We start from the raw sequence: 17,298 nt of genomic DNA on the forward strand, positions 1-17,298 counted from the left end.
GATATATTATTAAAGCTTGAGAAAATTTCGAATTAAGCTTGTTTTCAGAGTTTTTACGCTCGTTTTTTAGTTTAATAATTTAAAAATCATAATCTTATGTTTTAATCTATCTTCTTTTGAAGAATGGTGTCTCTAACTCAAACAACGATGAATAATATGATTAGTCAAATTGTGGGGAATGTATTTTCAGAGCTATGGTGGATGCTGCTGATCTTGTTTGGGATTGGCCTTTTAAAAGCGTTTAAGCCTTATCTGAAAGGAAAGTTTGGGGAGTTTGCGGTTCAAGCGCATGTAAAATTATATTTGGATGAGCGTTATCTTCTCATCAACGATGTGACTTTGCCTGATGAGCAGGGTGGGACGACCCAAATTGACCATATTGTATTAAGTCCCTTTGGTGTTTTTGTAATTGAAACCAAAAACTATAAGGGCTGGATTTTTGGTGGTGAACGTCAAAAGATGTGGACGCAGAAAATTTATAAAAAGAGCTTTAAATTTCAAAATCCGCTACATCAAAACTATAAACACGTCAAAGTCCTGCAAAGTGTGTTGCAAGATATTGTTGATGTAAACTATATCCATTCTGCTGTGGTGTTCATGCCTGAATGTGAGTTCAAAACTGCGATGCCCAGTACGGTATTTAGAGGTAAAGCATGGGTCGACTATATAAAGACCTTTAATACAGAGGTAATTCCAGCGATGAAACTAAAACGGATTCAGCTTCGGATCGAAAAAGAAGTGCTAGAAAAGTCATGGAAAACCAATCGTGAGCATGTGGCACATTTAAAACAACGCCATCAAGACCGTTAAACAAAACCCTGCATATACAGGGTTTTCTACTTAGAAACGCTTTGGAATTTTCTGACCGCCTTCAACAGGTGTTTCTGCCTGTTTTAATACGCCAAAGAGCCATGTTTCGGCATGATGTACTGCGACTTTAACACTGTCACCTTGTGCCAAACGACCGGCAATAAAACTCGCCAGCGAACAACCTGAACCGTGATATTCGCCTGCTAAACGTGGGCAGCGAGTTTCAGAAATGAGCTCGCCATTCACAAACAGAGTATTGCGAATATAGTCTGGTGTGTCTTCATGACCACCTTTGACCAGTACCGCTTTGGCACCCATTTCAAACAGTTTTTGCCTTGCGGCATCTAAGTCATCGAGACCCGTTAACGCCCTTAATTCAACTGTATTTGGAGTAATAATGTCTGCTAATGGGATCAGTTCAACAAAAGCTTTGACCAAAGTGGCTTGATCGCCCAGTGAACCTCCACTGTTCGCTACTAAAACAGGGTCGAGCACATACTGGTACTCAGGATGTTCACGTAGAAATTCAGCTAGTGCTGCAATATTATCTGTGGTGCCTAACATGCCAGACTTTACGGCTTTAATCGGTAAATCACCGACAACAGCGTGCGCCTGAGCTAACAGCAATTCTTTTGAGGTTGCTTCAAAACCAAACACTTGTTGCGAGTTTTGAACAGTGAGTGCTGTACACGCAATGGCTGCATGCGCACCACTTTGACCAATCGCTTCGATATCGGCCTGTAAACCAGCACCACCTGAAGGGTCTAAACCAGAAAAGCACAGTACGGTTGGGCGCACAGAAATATCCTTGTTGCGAAAATTTGCGATAGTATAGGCAACTTTAGCAGAACTCTCGATAGTATTTTATTTAAAGCCCAAGAAGGATCAGCTGTGATTAAACATATTTTGCTAGATTTAGATGGAACATTAACAGATCCGAAAGTTGGTATTACCACCAGCGCACGTTATGGCTTAAACAAAGTTGGGCATCCCATTGCCGATGATCTAAACATTGACTGGATTATTGGGCCACCACTCAAAGCGTCTTTGGCAAAAATCTTAAATGTTGCAGTGGACGATGTTTTGGCAGAGCAAGCTCTACTGGGCTATCGTGAGCGTTTTGCGGTGAAAGGTTTATATGAAAACCATTTATTTGCCGATGTTGAACCGACCTTAAAAAAACTGACCGAGCAGGGTTATCACTTGTATTTGGCAACAGCAAAACCAGAGGTCTATGCCCGTCAAATCTTAGAGCATTTCAATTTACTACAATACTTCGTGCACCCTTATGGCAGTGAACTGAACGGTGAGCGCACCAATAAGGGAGATTTGATTGCTTATATTCTAGAAAAAGAGCAGTTAAAAGCAGCAGAATGCCTGATGGTTGGCGACCGAGAGCATGACATTTTGGGTGCACGTCGCAACGGCATTGAGACTATTGCGGTGGAATACGGTTATGGTTCTGATCAAGAGTTGACGGAAGCCGCGCCTAAAGCACGAATTAAAAATTTTGCAGAGATACTTCAATTTATTAAGTAAAATCAGTATGATTGCTAAATAATAAAATACTTGATTATGCGAATAATGATAAAAAAAGTTCTGCTGGGTTTGGTTATATTGGCATTCGGTAGTGGTGGATTGGTTTATTGGTTACAGCAGGATGATGAGTTATCTGCTCAAACCAAAGCCTTGATAGATGCTGACTATGCCTTTCAAAGCGATCTGAAACAGCATCCATTTTTCTATGCCTGGGGAATGGATGCGAAAGCAGATGTTGAGCCTGAAAGCTTGGGTCGTTTACGCTATTATGAGCAGTGGCAACAGCAGGGTAAGTCATTATCTTCCGCAAATAAAGCAGCGCCTATGCAAATACAGCAGTTGCAAAAACACCCGTTGTTGGCAGAACAAAAACAAGTATTAGATGAACTCAATCAGGTTTTACTACAAACGCCAGAACAAAGTGAATCCTTTATTCGCCAACATCAATCTCAGTTTGTTGCAATGTTTGCAACAGAGCAATTTGCAATACAGCGTTATTTGCACTGGTTAAACAGTACGGATTATGTCTCTTTATTGCTTCCAGCTGACGGTGTACTGCCAGACTATCAAACTCTGCGCGATCTTCATTTATTGCATGCGGTTCAATTGAGTTTAAAACCTAAAGATGAGTCAAAGACTGCACTTTTACAGTACATCTCTGCTTTACAAAATATGCAGGGACAGAAACTCTCTATGATTGAGAAATATATCATGCAGAACTTTATGTGGCAGAGTCTGGATATGCTCAATCTAAAGGCTCAGCATGCGAGCGTGCATGTCGAACCTTTAACTCAGCATGCTTTGAGTTTAAGGCAAAGTATGCGTTATGAAGTGAGCCAAAATGCACACTCCTTTCAAAGTCTAGCAGTACCAAAAGGTATGTCTGATTGGCAATACCGTCTGGTTTATCTACCAAACCGCAGTTTAAATCAGCAAGTTAAAGACATCGAACCTTATATTGCATTGTCTGAACTATCGTATTTGGATTTTTTGCAACAGTATGAGCATTTTCAGCCTGAGAAGCGCTCTAAATACGTTTTGAAAAATTCGGTGGGAAATATTTTAGCGCAAGTAGCTGTTGTTGATTGGCGGCCTTATGCACTTCGTTCTCGAATTTTAGACAATAAAATTCGAGTTTTTAATGCGGTACAAAAGCAGGAATCGGTAGAAGAGCTGAATAAAAATAGGGAAGGATATGATTATTATCAAAAAGGGCATCAGCTCTGTTTGAAACAGCCATTTCCACAACAAAAGCTCCCTGCGTATTTAGCTCAAGATACTTGTATGCCGATTTAAGCTATTGTGCAATTTAGCGAATGTCCAAATAAAAACTTTCTTTGACTTCTTCCATCACAATATAACTGTGCGATGATGCTGAAGAGGGCAGTTTTTTCAGTAAATCACCCAATAGGCGTCGGTAAGCACTCATTTCTTTTAAACGGGCTTTGACTAAATAATCGAATTCACCTGAAATCAGATGGCATTCTAAAACTTCAGGGATTTCGACCAAGTCACGTGCCACTTGATCAAACACATCGCCAGACTTGGCTGATAGCTTAATTTCTAAAAACACCAATAAGTTTCGATCGACCAGTTGTGGGTTGAGGCGTGCGTAGTAACCCATGATAATACCGTCGCGTTCTAAGCGTTTGACACGTTCTGAACAGGGGGTGGTTGAGAGGTTGACGCGAGAGGCCAATTCACTAATCGCAATTCGTCCATCGCGCTGCAAAATGTCTAAAATCTGCTGATCAATCCGATCTAATTTACGCATTATAAATTTCCTATGTTTAGAATTTTAGCGCGACAAAAATGGCGATTTACCTAGATTATAATAGTAAAAACAGTGAAAAAAACTATTAACCTAAAAATATACTAGTGAAATAAACTAGTGTGTAAGGGATCAGTCATGCGTGTAATTGTCTTAGGTAGTGGTGTCATCGGTGTTGCAAGTGCGTATTACCTTGCACAACAAGGCGCAAGCGTTACGGTTTTAGACCGTCAAGCTGGTCCTGCTGAAGAAACTAGCTTTGGTAACGCAGGGCAAATCTCTCCAGGTTATTCTACACCGTGGGCGGCACCCGGTATTCCGTTTAAAGCCGTAAAGTGGATGTTCCAACACCATGCACCGTTAGCGATTAACATCGATGGTAGCATGTGGCAGTTGAACTGGATGGCGCAAATGTTGAAAAACTGCAATCCACAAAGCTATGCCATTAACAAAGAACGTATGACGCGTGTTGCTGAATACAGCCGTGACTGCTTACGTGAACTGCGTAAAGAAACAGGCATTCACTATGAAAACCGCGCGAAAGGAACTTTGCAGGTTTTCCGTAATGAAGCACAGCTTGATGCAGTACAACGCGACATTCAAGTGTTAAAAGAATGTGGTGTCGACTACGAATTATTATTAAAAGATGACTTAGCCAAAGTCGAGCCAGCTTTAGCCTATGCCAAAGACAAACTGGTTGGTGGTTTACATTTACCGAATGATGAAACAGGTGACTGTTACTTATTTACCAATGCTTTGGCAAACCTTGCGAAAGACATGGGCGTAGAATTTAAATTTAACCAAAATGTTGAAAAACTAGTGGTTGAAGGTGATGAAATCAAAGGTGTAGTGGTTGATGGTCAAGTGCTTACAGCAGACCGTTATGTGCTTGCTTTCGGTAGTTATTCACGTGATTTCTTAAAGCCATTGAATTTGAATTTGCCTGTGTACCCTGTCAAAGGATACTCACTGACCATTCCAATTGTAGATCCTGCATTTGCACCGCAGTCTACGGTTCTTGATGAAACTTATAAAATTGCCATTACGCGTTTTGACCAACGTATCCGTGTGGGTGGTATGGCTGAACTGAGTGGTTTCAACCACGGTTTAAATCAAGACCGCCGTGCGACCTTGGAGATGGTGACTCAAGACTTATTCCCAGGTGGAAACTTAGCTGAAGCAAGCTTCTGGACGGGTTTACGTCCAATGACACCAGACTCTACGCCAATCATTGGTGCGTCTCGTTTTAAAAATCTATTCTTGAATACAGGACATGGCACCTTAGGTTGGACCATGGCATGTGGTTCAGGCAAGCTTATTAGTGACTTGGTGATGAACCATCAACCAGACATCAGTACTGAAGGCCTATCGATTCAACGTTATCCTTCAGCAGCCTAATCCGTTTTAGGTCATATTGATTCAAGGAAGAAGAACATGCCACGTCCAATTACTGCAGTGATTCATAGTCAATCACTGCAGCATAATTTAAATGTTGCTCGCACGAAAATGCCGAATAGCCAAGTCTATGCGGTGGTTAAAGCCAATGCCTATGGTCATGGGATTGAACGCGTCTATCAAGCGTTCAAATCTGCCGATGGTTTTGCGCTGCTCGATTTGGCAGAGGCGAAACGCATCCGTGCTTTGGGCTGGACAGGTCCAGTTCTGTTACTCGAAGGTATTTTTTCAGAGCAAGACCTATTTGACTGTCATGAGATGGGTCTAAGCTTCAGTATTCATAGTGAATATCAACTCGAATGGTTAGCGCGTTTTCCTTTAGAGGCACAGTTCGATGTTTATTTAAAAATGAACAGCGGCATGAATCGTTTAGGTTTCCGTCCTGAACAATACCGTCAAGTGTGGCAGCAGCTTTCCAGCTTGCCTCAAGTTCAACGTTTGACCCATATGATGCATTTTTCGGATGCCGATGGTGAGCGTTTCGGACGTGATGGCATTGCGCATCAATGCCAGTTATTTGATGCCATTACCCATGATCTACCGGGTGCACGTTCAGTCAGTAACAGTGCAGCCATTCTCCGCCATGAACAGTTGCAGTCGGATGTGATCCGTAGCGGCATCATGCTCTATGGTAGTTCTCCAGATTATCCAAGCCACTCCATTCAAGACTGGGACTTGCAACCAGCCATGAGTTTGCGCAGTGAGCTGATTGCTATTCAGCAGTTAAAAGCAGGCGATAGCGTCGGTTATGGCTCAAAGTTCATTGCTGAAAGCGACATGCGTGTGGGGATTGTGGCTTGTGGTTATGCCGATGGTTATCAACGGATTACCGCAACAGGTACGCCTATTTTAGTCGATGGACAACGCAGTAGCTTGGTCGGACGGGTCAGCATGGACATGTTAGCGGTCGATTTATCTCACCTCCCCAATGCCCAAGTTGGCAGCGAAGTGGTGCTGTGGGGTACATCGAAACAGGGCGCTGTGCTTAGCATTGATGAAGTCGCAGCAGGTTCAGGCACGATTGGCTATGAGCTGATGTGTGCTGTCACTGCACGTGTCAATTTTATCCAAGATTAAATTTTATTTTTATACAGTTTCATACAAGGAAAGACCTATGTCACATTCAGACATTCAAAAATTCAACACCAACGAAGTCATGAGTGCAGTCACTGTGTTTAATCAAGTGGTGTATTTGTCAGGGCAAGTGCCAAAAAATACCGACAATGATGTCGCAGGTCAGACCCGTGAAATTTTAGCAACGATTGATGAGCTTTTAGCTTTGGCAAATACAGATAAATCACGTTTGTTATCTGCTCAGCTTTACATCAAAAATCTCTCTGATTTTTCAACAGTCAATGCGATTTGGATTGATTGGATGAACGGTTGTGTGGCGCCTTCACGTGCAACGATTCAAGCTGATTTGGTGAATCCAAACTGGTTGATCGAAATTGCAGTAACGGCTGCACAAAACTAATTTTTTAAACTCTCCCCGTGTGTATCAGCTCTTTGGCTCAGGCTGAATGGCTGATCAGCGTATAAATCCGCCCGTTAGGAAAACGAGCACTGTATGAACATGGTTTATACGCAAAAAAGGACATTAACAGGATGTTAAATTATGACGACCACACCACAAGCTGACGGTGCAAATGCATCATCGCATGAATTACAACGGAAATTATCCAACCGCCACCTGCAATTGATTGCCATTGGTGGCGCGATTGGTACGGGCCTATTTATGGGTTCGGGCAAAACTATCTCTCTTGCTGGTCCTTCTATTCTGATCATTTATATGATTATCGGGACCATGTTCTTCTTCCTAATGCGTGCATTGGGCGAAATTCTATTGTCCAATTTGCACTATAAGTCGTTTATCGACATGGCTCATGATTTGATTGGGCCGGGTGCGGGTTACTATATCGGTTGGTCCTATTGGCTCGGTTGGGTCTTGGTCGGTATTGCGGACTTGGCAGCCATTATTAACTATCTTGGCTTTTGGCTTCCGCCAGACATGGCCTTTACGCCTATGGGACAGGCTTTAATCAGTGTCGGCTGCGTGTTGTTTGTTCTTGGGCTAAATTTACTGACTGTGAAACTCTTTGGTGAAATTGAATTTTGGTTTGCTTTAATCAAAATTTTAGCCATTTTAGGGTTGATCGTGATTGGTGGCTTTATGGTGTTTAGCTATTTCCAAGCACCGGGTGGTTCAGTTGCAAGCTTCAGTCATGTTTGGTCGCATGGCGGGATGTTCCCTCAAGGCGGCAGTGGCTTTTTAGCAGGCTTCCAAATTGCACTCTTTGCCTTTGTGGGTGTAGAGTTGATTGGAACCATGGCTGCTGAAACCAAAGACCCTGAAAAGAACTTACCGAAAGCAGTGAATGCGATTCCAACCCGTATCATTTTGTTCTATGTCTTGTCGCTATTTGTCGTGATGTCGGTGACGCCGTGGAATCAAATTCCTGCGGATCAAAGTCCGTTCGTTTCACTATTTTTACATGCGGGTATCCCAACTTCAGCCATCATTATGAATTTAGTGGTGCTGTCTTCAGTGATGTCTTCAATGAATAGTGGCGTATTCTCTACATCACGTATGCTCTTTGGTTTGGCAAGAGAAGGGCAAGCACCACAGAGCCTAGCACGTCTGTCAAAACGTGCTGTACCAGCAAAAGGCTTATTCTTTTCATGTGCCTTTATCATGGCAGGTGCGGCGCTACAGTACTTTGTACCAAACACCGTTGAAGCCTTTACATTAGCCAGCTCATTGTGTGTGATTCTGTTTATCAGTATTTGGAGCATTATTATGGTGTGCTATATCCGCTACCATAAATTGCGTCCTGAGCTACATGCAAAGTCGACCTTTAAAATGCCGGGCGGTGTTTGGATGTCTTATGTGGTCTTAATCTTCTTATTCTTCACGTTGGTTATTTTGAGTTTAGAGGCGGATACCCTTCGCGCATTGATGATCAGTCCGCTATGGGTGATTATTTTAGCCGTGACCTATCAACTGCTGTACAAGCCACGTATGAAAAAACGTCTGTTAGAACAGCAACTGGATAACTAAGTAAATTCATTCTGTACTCGTGATGTCTGAAAGAAAGCCCTGCATAATCAGTAATACCAGGCAGTTTCTTAACTGACTGGTATTTTCTTTTTTAAGTTTGAAGTTTTATTCGATACGTGACAATGTCATCCGCAACCTGTCTAGCATTTAAAGCGGACTGTTTTTGCAAAGAAAATTTTTTAAATACAGAAAGTGAACAGGTTTTGCGGATGACAAATGTTTTTGGTTCTTTTGGCGAATGAGAAGTACAACTTCGCAAGGAACAAAACGAACTCCAGCAATGGAAACTTAAAACGGTAAGACTCCGCAGTAAAGAGCTAAATTCATTCTGTCCTTGTGATATTTGAAAGAAAGTCCTGCATAAGCAGGGCTTTCTTTTTGCTTGAGCTGAATCAATGGGTTCTAATTCAGTGTTAGATCATTGTATGATTTTATATATAAAAGCTATTTAAATCTGATGGTTTCACTTTTAATGAAGCACTTTAAAATTTTAACAATGATTTATGCGTAATTATAAAATTGACATCCTGCGTGGCGTGTCCATCCTGTTGGTGCTGATTCACCATTTCAATATTCCGTATAAATTACACGATACGGTTCTCGGCATTCCCATTGGGGGCGAGAGCTTAAGTACCTTAATTGCCCGAAATGGCAACTATGGTGTGACCATATTTTTTGTCATTTCGGGTTTTTTGATTACCCAGCATACTTTACAGCGCAGTGGTTCTTTGGCGCAGATTAAACTGAAAGATTTTTATATCCGTCGTATTGCCCGAATCATGCCGTGTCTGGTGTTATTGGTCGCGATGGTCAGTGTGCTCGGAAGTTTAGGATTACAACCCTTTATCAATCAGTCGCCCAATGGCGTAGAGGTGTCCTATGCTGTGACTGTTCTTTCAGCTTTGAGTTTCTGGATGAATCTACTGATTATTGAATACGGTTGGGTGAACTATGCTTTGGGCGTATTGTGGTCTTTATCGGTTGAAGAAGTCTTCTATTTAGCCTTTCCTGTCCTGTGTTTAGGGCTTGGTCGGGGCAAAGGCTTTATTGTTTTGCTGCTCGCGATAATCGCTTATGCACCGTATTTTCGTGCCCTGCATTTTGGAGAGGAAAGTGGGGCTTATCTATATCACTATTTCTCTAGCTTTGATGGAATTGCGATTGGTTGCCTCACCGCAATGTATGCACAGTATTTCAAGGGAACTATTTATAATCAAAAAATGATTGTTGCAGTAACAACGCTTCTGATGACCGCTTTATATTTTTACGCACCCATCAAAGAGGTGAGTACTTGGAGCATCAGCGTATTTGCGCTACTTACGGCGTTACTCATATTGTGTTTTGCCCAAGATCCCGAAGTTAAACCTGTCTCATACGCGGCACGGAGTTTGGTCTGGATTGGGCAGCGTAGCTATGAAATGTATCTGTTTCATTTGATTATTCTTGGCTTAATGAAAGTGGTGTATTTCCCAAAAGACACTTTAGCGGCTGAAAAGTTGATGTTGTTGCCTGTTTATTTTATCGCGGTGTTTATTTTGAGTTGGGCGATTGAGAAATATTATTCGACCCCGCTCAATTTGAAGATTCGTCAATCTTGGATACGGTCTTAGCATGGATCTTGAGTTGTACTGTTGATTTTTACAGACATTAAAAAGCCCCGAATCAATCGGGGCTTTTTAACTGTGGGATTTTAAAATGTCGGTTTTACCACGACTAAAATCACCACAGCAAATAAAATGAGGGTTGGCATTTCATTAAAGAAGCGCCAAAATTTGTGTGACTTGTAGTGTGCATGACCAATCAATTTCTTACGGTAATAACCGCAAACAAAGTGGTAAATCACCAACAGTCCAACCAAACCGACTTTGAGGTAGAACCACAGGGCTTCATGGTAGTGGCGTGTTGCATCCCCCCAATCCACCAAGAAATGTGCCGTGATCAGTGTTGCAATCATCGACGGCCACATAATGCCACGGTACAACTTACGTTCCATAACCTCGAAACGTTGATGACTGACTGCATCATCACTCATGGCATGGTAAACATAGAGCCGTGGTAGGTAGAATAATGCAGCAAACCAACACACCACGGCAATAATATGTAATGCTTTTACCCACAAGAAAGCATCAGAAGGAGCATCCATCAAGTCACCCTAAAATGGGCGGCTTAGCTTTCCCATTTTTTGAAAATGAGACATGCATTTACGCCGCCAAAACCGAAACTGTTACTCATCACAGTATTCAATTTTGCGTCACGTTTTTCAAGCACGATATCAAATGGTTTTGCACCTTCATCCAGTTCAGTCACGTTGATGTTGGGTGCAATAAAGTCATTTTGCATCATTAGAACAGAGTAGATCGCTTCTTGTACGCCTGCCGCACCTAAGCTATGACCTGTCATTGACTTAGTTGAGCTCAGTGGAGGAACTTGACCTTCGCCAAATGCACGTTCCATTGCTTTTAACTCAGTCACATCACCAGCAGGCGTTGATGTCCCATGCGTATTCACATAGTCAATTTTGTCGACGCCGTGCTGTTTTGCTTCTTCAAGTGCCATCAGTACACAACGTGTCGCACCTTCACCCGATGGTGCAACCATGTCTGCACCGTCAGAGTTTGCAGCATAACCTACGACTTCAGCCAAAATGTTGGCGCCACGTGCTTGTGCATGCTCTAAAGACTCAAGCACCACAAAACCGCCACCGCCAGCAATCACGAAGCCGTCACGGTCAGCAGAATAAGGACGAGACGCTGTTTCTGGTGTGTCATTGTACTTTGAGCACAGTGCACCCATGGCATCAAACAACAAGCTTTGAGACCAGTGATCTTCCTCACCGCCACCTGCAAGCATTAAGTCTTGTTTGCCGAGTTGAATCAGGTTGTAGGCATAACCAATTGCATCAGCAGAGGTTGCACATGCGCTGGTAATGGTGTGTGCAACACCTTGCATTTTAAAAGCAACACCAACGTTTGCTGTAATTGTGTTCGACATATTACGTGGTACGAAGAACGGACCAACTTTACGTGCGCCTTTGGTGTCTAACAATTCTTTCATTTCAACTACAGATGCAGTTGAACCACCACCTGAACCGCCTGCGATACCATAGCGTGGATTGCCACCAATTTGCTCGGCTGTTAAGCCTGCATTTTCAACCGCAGCAACCGCAGCGTTATATGCATACATAGCACAAACACCCATAAAGCGTTTTAGCTTACGGTCGATACCATCAAAGTCTTGTTCAGCAGCAGCACTGATATGACTTTTAAAATTGAGTTCAGCATAGGTTGGGTTAAAACGTGTCCCAGAAATCCCGTTTTGTAATGCATGAGTAACTTCTTCCAAAGTATTACCGATACATGAGTTGATCCCCATGCCAGTGATTACTACACGTTTCATTTACAGATCCCTTATATGGTGGTTTTACCGAGTTGCGCTTAGAGATGAATCAACAATTTATTTCTAAGCCAATTGCAACTCTTATGTTTTCAATGCAGATCATAATAGCAGAAAGAATTTTTAATTCTTATGGCAAATCCTATGCCAATTTAGCTTGTCTTAAAATCAAGCAAAGCACATTTCAACTTTACTAAAAGACACATATTGTTATTGAGATAAATGCGTACTACACCTAGTATTTAGCTAGAAATGAAAGATTATAAAGCACGAGGTAAGGAATGGCGGATTCAAACAATAAACAGCGCAGTGGTTTCTTTTCAAATGCCTTTGGAGTGGCTAAAAAGCTCAGTCATACAGGTTTAAATCTCTTAAACCAAGTGGCTCCAGATGCGGTGTCAACACTGACAAATAGCCCAACAGGAGATGCCACGACTCCAAAAACAAAATCAAAAAGTAAAACTTATGAGCGCCCGCAACATGTTTTACGTGAGCACCTACCGACGGTATCACGTCAGCTATTAGGCCGACATTATGCAAAAGCAAACCGTATGGCGAGTTTTGTTTCTCCACAACTTTCCGATAAAGCGGCTGATTATCTATTTGGTCAGCTCAATCAATTTAGTTCGAATATGTGTTCTGTCGATGCTGTTTTAGATGAAGCGGGTGTGCGTGATCTTGAAATGTTAACCCAAGATGTTGACCGTTCTAAGCGGATTAGTCAGGCATTATCGGAACAAAATAAGATCATTGCCATTGTTCAGGGGGCATTGACAGGGGCAACAGGTCTAGTGGGTTCAACCGTGGATGTGCCTGCTTCTTTGGTCATGTCATTGCGAATGATCTATCAAGTAGGGCGCTCTTACGGTTTTGACTTAAATAAAGAGTCTGATCAGGACATCGTACAGTTTATTTTTAAGCAAATTGATTTGGGTTTAATTGCCGAAAAGCAAACTTTATTGATGGCGATTAAAGCGATTTCGAGTACCTTGCAAACCCATGATGTTTCTCAGTTACAACAGTTGTTGGGATCGAGCAATGATGCAGAAGCTTTGAAGAAATGGTTGACCAATGCCGATGGTCAACTGAAATGGGGGCAGTCGCTTGCTAATCTATCCTTACTCAATAAACTAGCAAAGCTCTCACCCATTGCCAGTGCTAGTGTGAGTGCCGCTTATAGTTGGCGCTTAGTGGATGATGCACATCAAAAGGCGCAGTTGATTTTTTCACAAGCCCGCCAGTATATCATTCAGCAAAAAGACAATAGCCTAAGTGCCTTGACCGCTTATGAGCGTTCACTTGAGCTTTTAGTTAAAGCATCACCGCGATTGCTTGCTCAACGCAGTGCAACAGATGCGGAAACAGAGAGCTTAAATATGGGCACTGAAATCGCATTGGATGGTCATCAAAATATTGCTAAAGTGAAAGTTCAGAAGAAGTCAGACAAAGGCACACAAACACCAACCGATGATCTCGTTCAACAAGGCCTAGAGCAGCTTGCAGATCAAATGGTTGAACCCCATGATGCTGTTGCACCGCAACAGCCAGCCCTGCAAGTGGAAGAAGATCTTGCAGATTTATATCCTATGGATGAGGCTGAAGAAACCACACAAAACAATAATGCGTCTTTTGTACAAAATGAACCCAATACGGCTTCAAAAGTTGCTGCGAAGCCTACAGTAGAGCCGACTGAAAAAAAGGTTACAAAAAGACGAAATGCGCCAAGTAAAAAATAAACTACTTAAAATAGATGAAAATTTGTAAAAGTCCTGATGTAGTCAGCATTACATGTAGTTTGAAATGTTGACCATTTTTGCGTCTTAGCTTACAATTGCATGCCCTCAAAAAGTCGTCTTTTTTTGGGTTTTTTATTAACGGGAGAATTGCCAAATGGCAACAACAAATCAGTTGATCCGTAAGGGTCGTACGACTTTAGTTGAAAAATCTAAAGTTCCTGCGTTGAAGGCTTGTCCACAACGTCGTGGTGTTTGTACACGTGTTTACACAACTACACCTAAAAAACCGAACTCAGCAATGCGTAAAGTTTGCCGTGTGCGTTTAACTTCTGGTTTCGAAGTTTCTAGCTACATCGGTGGTGAAGGCCATAACCTACAAGAGCACAGTGTTGTTCTTATCCGTGGTGGTCGTGTTAAAGACTTACCAGGTGTACGTTACCATACCGTTCGTGGTTCTTTAGACTGTGCTGGTGTTAAAGATCGTAACCAGTCTCGTTCTAAATACGGTACTAAACGTCCTAAGAAATAATCTTTCGAGATTAACTTCTTAGTTCGCTAGAACTGCAATCCTTTATCGTCTCGCTTGTCTGATTTCTGCATTAATTTTGTGAAATTCAAGCGACGTGTAGTAAGGCCAGCGAAAGCACATGACACTTTGTGCTACGGCTGGATTAACCTGAAGTGTCATATATATAGGTAGTTTAAAATGCCAAGACGTCGCGTAGTTGCTGCTCGTGAAATCCTTCCGGATCCTAAGTTCAGCAGCCAAACAATCGCTAAATTCATGAACCACGTAATGCAAGATGGTAAAAAATCTATTGCTGAAAGTATCGTTTACGGTGCTTTAGACCGCGTTCAAGAAAAAAACAAAGTAGACCCAGTTGAATTTTTCGAGACTACTCTTGAAAAAGTTCGTCCTATGGTTGAAGTAAAAGCACGCCGTGTTGGTGGTGCTACTTATCAAGTACCTATGGAAGTACGCCCATCCCGTCGTACTGCTCTAGCTATGCGTTGGTTAGTAGATGCTGCTGCTAAGCGTTCTGAAAAAACTATGGCTTTACGTCTTGCTGGTGAGTTGCTTGATGCAGCTGAAGGTAAAGGCGCAGCGGTTAAAAAACGTGATGACGTGCATCGTATGGCTGAAGCCAACAAAGCATTCTCTCACTACCGCTTCTAAGCGACTAAAACAGCCCCTATTCAGGAGGGTGACAGCTTGGTTTACGCCAAACTGTCATCGAATCGCTTTAAGCTGTCTGCCAGCTTAAAGCGTCCTGTTTTAAACAACAAAATTTAGGAATGCAAGAAATCATGGCTCGTCAAACCCCAATTTCTCGTTATCGTAACATTGGTATTTCTGCGCACATTGATGCGGGTAAAACCACAACTACAGAACGTATTTTGTTCTACACAGGTGTATCTCACAAAATTGGTGAAGTACACGATGGTGCAGCAACAATGGACTGGATGGAGCAAGAGCAAGAACGTGGTATTACCATTACTTCTGCTGCTACGACTACATTCTGGTCAGGTATGTCTAAGCAATTCCCTGAACACCGTATCAACGTAATTGATACACCGGGACACGTTGACTTCACAATTGAAGTTGAGCGTTCTATGCGTGTTCTTGATGGTGCATGTATGGTTTACTGTGCTGTAGGTGGTGTACAACCTCAGTCTGAAACTGTATGGCGTCAAGCAAACAAATACCAAGTACCTCGTTTAGCATTCGTGAACAAGATGGATCGTACAGGTGCAAACTTCTTCCGTGTTGTTGAACAAATGAAGACTCGTTTAGGCGCGTCTCCAGTACCTGTAGTGATTCCTGTTGGCGCTGAAGAAAACTTCCAAGGCGTAATCGACTTGATCGAAATGAAAGCGATCATTTGGGATGAAGCTTCACAAGGTATGAAGTTTGAGTACGGTGAAATTCCAGCTGAACTTCTAGCTTCTGCTGAAGAATGGCGTACAAACATGGTTGAAGCTGCTGCTGAAGCTTCTGAAGAGCTAATGGACAAGTACCTAGAAGAAGGTGATCTTTCTAAAGAAGACATCGTTAATGGTCTACGTGTTCAAACTTTGGCTTGTCAAATTCAACCAATGCTTTGTGGTACAGCGTTCAAAAACAAAGGTGTTCAACGTATGTTGGACGCAGTAATTGAATTCTTACCATCACCTACAGAAGTTAAAGCGATTGAAGGTGTACTTGACGACAAAGCTGAAACTAAAGCGATTCGTGAAGCATCTGACGAAGCTCCGTTCTCTGCACTTGCGTTCAAAATCATGAACGACAAATTCGTAGGTAACTTAACTTTCGTACGTGTTTACTCTGGTGTTCTTAAACAAGGTGATTCTGTTTATAACCCAGTTAAATCTAAACGTGAACGTATCGGCCGTATCGTGCAAATGCACGCGAACGATCGTCAAGACGTTGAAGAAATTCGTGCAGGTGATATCGCTGCGTGTGTAGGTCTTAAAGACGTAACTACGGGTGATACACTTTGTGATGAGAAAAATGTCATCACACTTGAGCGTATGGAATTCCCAGAGCCAGTAATTGCATTGGCTGTTGAACCAAAAACTAAAGCTGACCAAGAAAAAATGTCAATTGCTTTAGGTCGTTTGGCTAAGGAAGATCCATCATTCCGCGTTCGTACTGACGAAGAGTCAGGTCAAACAATTATTGCTGGTATGGGTGAGCTTCACCTTGACATCATTGTTGACCGTATGAAACGTGAATTCGGTGTTGAAGCAAACATTGGTAAACCAATGGTTTCTTACCGTGAAACGATTAAAAAGTCAGTTGAACAAGAAGGTAAATTCGTACGTCAAACTGGTGGTAAAGGTAAATTCGGTCACGTATACGTACGTTTAGAGCCAATGGATCCTGATGCTGGTAAAGACTACGAGTTCGCTGAAGAAGTTGTTGGTGGTGTAGTTCCTAAAGAATTCTTCGGTGCTGTGGATAAAGGTATCCAAGAGCGTATGAAGAATGGTGTCCTTGCTGGTTACCCAGTTGTTGGCATTAAAGCTACATTATTTGACGGTTCTTACCACGATGTCGATTCGGACGAATTATCGTTCAAAATGGCAGGTTCTTACGCATTCCGTGACGGTTTTATGAAAGCAGATCCTATCTTGCTTGAGCCGATCATGAAAGTTGAAGTAGAAACTCCAGAAGACTACATGGGCGATATCATGGGTGACTTAAACCGTCGTCGTGGTATGGTTCAAGGTATGGATGACTTGCCTGGCGGTACTAAAGCAATTAAAGCTGAAGTTCCACTTGCAGAGATGTTTGGTTACGCGACTCAAATGCGTTCTATGTCTCAAGGCCGTGCAACATACTCTATGGAATTTGCTAAATATGCTGAAACTCCACGTAACGTGGCTGAAGGCATCATTTCTAAATTCCAGTCTGGCGGTAAAAAAGGTGACGACGAGTAATCTTTCGATTACTATAAGCCCAAACTAATTCATAGTTAAAAACCAAGTGCTCATGCAGTGATCCTGCATGAGTAGTTTAAAAAGGAAGATCT

16 protein-coding genes are annotated in these 17,298 nt (G+C 42.3%); 12 read left to right on the forward strand and 4 right to left on the reverse strand.

The window, feature by feature from the left end:
• Positions 1 to 156 precede the first annotated feature (156 nt).
• A complete protein-coding gene (locus tag DPG01_RS16695) occupies positions 157 to 810 on the forward strand; it encodes a nuclease-related domain-containing protein (RefSeq protein WP_416346138.1) in 654 nt (217 codons plus the stop codon).
• A gap of 30 nt (positions 811 to 840) precedes the next feature.
• Here the strand turns inward: DPG01_RS16695 and DPG01_RS16700 are convergent, their stop codons facing one another.
• Positions 841 to 1,608, reverse strand: a complete 768-nt coding sequence (locus tag DPG01_RS16700; RefSeq protein WP_110975833.1) for a hydroxymethylpyrimidine/phosphomethylpyrimidine kinase — start codon at positions 1,606 to 1,608, stop codon at positions 841 to 843.
• Positions 1,609 to 1,701: 93 nt separating this feature from the next.
• On the opposite strand from DPG01_RS16700, the gene DPG01_RS16705 reads away from it, so the two are divergent.
• A complete protein-coding gene (locus DPG01_RS16705) occupies positions 1,702 to 2,349 on the forward strand; it encodes an HAD-IA family hydrolase (protein ID WP_110975834.1) in 648 nt (215 codons plus the stop codon).
• A 45-nt stretch (positions 2,350 to 2,394) separates the two neighbouring features.
• Positions 2,395 to 3,645, forward strand: a complete 1,251-nt coding sequence (locus DPG01_RS16710; RefSeq protein WP_110975835.1) for a hypothetical protein — start codon at positions 2,395 to 2,397, stop codon at positions 3,643 to 3,645.
• A 13-nt stretch (positions 3,646 to 3,658) separates the two neighbouring features.
• On the opposite strand, the gene DPG01_RS16715 is transcribed toward DPG01_RS16710, so the two are convergent.
• On the reverse strand, positions 3,659 to 4,123 hold the full coding sequence (locus tag DPG01_RS16715; protein ID WP_004694947.1) for an Lrp/AsnC ligand binding domain-containing protein: 465 nt from the start codon (positions 4,121 to 4,123) through the stop codon (positions 3,659 to 3,661).
• 135 nt (positions 4,124 to 4,258) lie between these two features.
• Here DPG01_RS16715 and DPG01_RS16720 point away from each other — a divergent pair, with 135 nt between their 5' ends.
• The 5 genes from DPG01_RS16720 (at position 4,259) to DPG01_RS16740 (ending at position 10,243) form a co-directional block, all read left to right on the forward strand.
• On the forward strand, positions 4,259 to 5,518 hold the full coding sequence (locus DPG01_RS16720; protein WP_110975836.1) for a D-amino acid dehydrogenase: 1,260 nt from the start codon (positions 4,259 to 4,261) through the stop codon (positions 5,516 to 5,518).
• A 36-nt stretch (positions 5,519 to 5,554) separates the two neighbouring features.
• Positions 5,555 to 6,652: an alanine racemase gene (gene alr, locus DPG01_RS16725; protein ID WP_110975837.1), complete on the forward strand. Its 1,098-nt coding sequence runs from the start codon at positions 5,555 to 5,557 to the stop codon at positions 6,650 to 6,652.
• Positions 6,653 to 6,689: 37 nt separating this feature from the next.
• On the forward strand, positions 6,690 to 7,049 hold the full coding sequence (locus DPG01_RS16730; RefSeq protein WP_004694941.1) for a RidA family protein: 360 nt from the start codon (positions 6,690 to 6,692) through the stop codon (positions 7,047 to 7,049).
• A gap of 141 nt (positions 7,050 to 7,190) precedes the next feature.
• Positions 7,191 to 8,633 (forward strand): amino acid permease, encoded by a 1,443-nt coding sequence (locus DPG01_RS16735; protein ID WP_110975838.1) that lies wholly within the window; start codon positions 7,191 to 7,193, stop codon positions 8,631 to 8,633.
• A gap of 503 nt (positions 8,634 to 9,136) precedes the next feature.
• Positions 9,137 to 10,243, forward strand: coding sequence for an acyltransferase family protein (locus tag DPG01_RS16740; protein ID WP_110975839.1), 1,107 nt, complete (start codon positions 9,137 to 9,139; stop codon positions 10,241 to 10,243).
• 80 nt (positions 10,244 to 10,323) lie between these two features.
• Here DPG01_RS16740 and DPG01_RS16745 read toward each other — a convergent pair whose 3' ends face one another.
• Positions 10,324 to 10,776 carry a CopD family protein gene (locus tag DPG01_RS16745; RefSeq protein ID WP_005011820.1) on the reverse strand — a complete coding sequence of 151 codons (453 nt, stop codon included), beginning with the start codon at positions 10,774 to 10,776 and terminating at the stop codon, positions 10,324 to 10,326.
• 23 nt (positions 10,777 to 10,799) lie between these two features.
• Positions 10,800 to 12,029, reverse strand: coding sequence for a beta-ketoacyl synthase N-terminal-like domain-containing protein (locus DPG01_RS16750; protein ID WP_110975840.1), 1,230 nt, complete (start codon positions 12,027 to 12,029; stop codon positions 10,800 to 10,802).
• Positions 12,030 to 12,307: 278 nt separating this feature from the next.
• Between DPG01_RS16750 and DPG01_RS16755 the strand changes: the two genes are divergently transcribed.
• The 4 genes from DPG01_RS16755 (at position 12,308) to fusA (ending at position 17,206) form a co-directional block, all read left to right on the forward strand.
• Positions 12,308 to 13,762: an EcsC family protein gene (locus DPG01_RS16755; RefSeq protein ID WP_110975841.1), complete on the forward strand. Its 1,455-nt coding sequence runs from the start codon at positions 12,308 to 12,310 to the stop codon at positions 13,760 to 13,762.
• Between the two features lie 154 nt (positions 13,763 to 13,916).
• Complete coding sequence (rpsL, locus tag DPG01_RS16760; protein ID WP_002050319.1) at positions 13,917 to 14,291, forward strand: 30S ribosomal protein S12; 375 nt, start codon at positions 13,917 to 13,919, stop codon at positions 14,289 to 14,291.
• Positions 14,292 to 14,468: 177 nt separating this feature from the next.
• Positions 14,469 to 14,939, forward strand: a complete 471-nt coding sequence (rpsG, locus tag DPG01_RS16765) for a 30S ribosomal protein S7 (RefSeq protein WP_004694929.1) — start codon at positions 14,469 to 14,471, stop codon at positions 14,937 to 14,939.
• A 131-nt stretch (positions 14,940 to 15,070) separates the two neighbouring features.
• A complete protein-coding gene (gene fusA, locus DPG01_RS16770; RefSeq protein WP_086210752.1) occupies positions 15,071 to 17,206 on the forward strand; it encodes an elongation factor G in 2,136 nt (711 codons plus the stop codon).
• Positions 17,207 to 17,298: the final 92 nt, after the last annotated feature.

The sequence above is a fragment of the Acinetobacter sp. WCHAc060042 genome (genome assembly GCF_003231195.1).
Taxonomy (GTDB): Bacteria; Pseudomonadota; Gammaproteobacteria; order Pseudomonadales; family Moraxellaceae; genus Acinetobacter.

Excerpts from the sequence above, each read along its gene's own strand:
- DPG01_RS16715 (WP_004694947.1), bottom strand. The coding sequence starts at position 4,123 with ATGCGTAAATTAGATCGGATTGATCAGCAGATTTTAGACATTTTGCAG.
- DPG01_RS16755 (WP_110975841.1), top strand. The coding sequence starts at position 12,308 with ATGGCGGATTCAAACAATAAACAGCGCAGTGGTTTCTTTTCAAATGCC.
- rpsG (WP_004694929.1), top strand. The coding sequence starts at position 14,469 with ATGCCAAGACGTCGCGTAGTTGCTGCTCGTGAAATCCTTCCGGATCCT.
- rpsL (WP_002050319.1), top strand. The coding sequence starts at position 13,917 with ATGGCAACAACAAATCAGTTGATCCGTAAGGGTCGTACGACTTTAGTT.
- DPG01_RS16740 (WP_110975839.1), top strand. The coding sequence starts at position 9,137 with ATGCGTAATTATAAAATTGACATCCTGCGTGGCGTGTCCATCCTGTTG.
- DPG01_RS16695 (WP_416346138.1), top strand. The coding sequence starts at position 157 with ATGATTAGTCAAATTGTGGGGAATGTATTTTCAGAGCTATGGTGGATG.
- DPG01_RS16730 (WP_004694941.1), top strand. The coding sequence starts at position 6,690 with ATGTCACATTCAGACATTCAAAAATTCAACACCAACGAAGTCATGAGT.
- fusA (WP_086210752.1), top strand. The coding sequence starts at position 15,071 with ATGGCTCGTCAAACCCCAATTTCTCGTTATCGTAACATTGGTATTTCT.
- DPG01_RS16745 (WP_005011820.1), bottom strand. The coding sequence starts at position 10,776 with ATGGATGCTCCTTCTGATGCTTTCTTGTGGGTAAAAGCATTACATATT.
- DPG01_RS16720 (WP_110975836.1), top strand. The coding sequence starts at position 4,259 with ATGCGTGTAATTGTCTTAGGTAGTGGTGTCATCGGTGTTGCAAGTGCG.
- alr (WP_110975837.1), top strand. The coding sequence starts at position 5,555 with ATGCCACGTCCAATTACTGCAGTGATTCATAGTCAATCACTGCAGCAT.
- DPG01_RS16750 (WP_110975840.1), bottom strand. The coding sequence starts at position 12,029 with ATGAAACGTGTAGTAATCACTGGCATGGGGATCAACTCATGTATCGGT.
- DPG01_RS16735 (WP_110975838.1), top strand. The coding sequence starts at position 7,191 with ATGACGACCACACCACAAGCTGACGGTGCAAATGCATCATCGCATGAA.
- DPG01_RS16710 (WP_110975835.1), top strand. The coding sequence starts at position 2,395 with ATGATAAAAAAAGTTCTGCTGGGTTTGGTTATATTGGCATTCGGTAGT.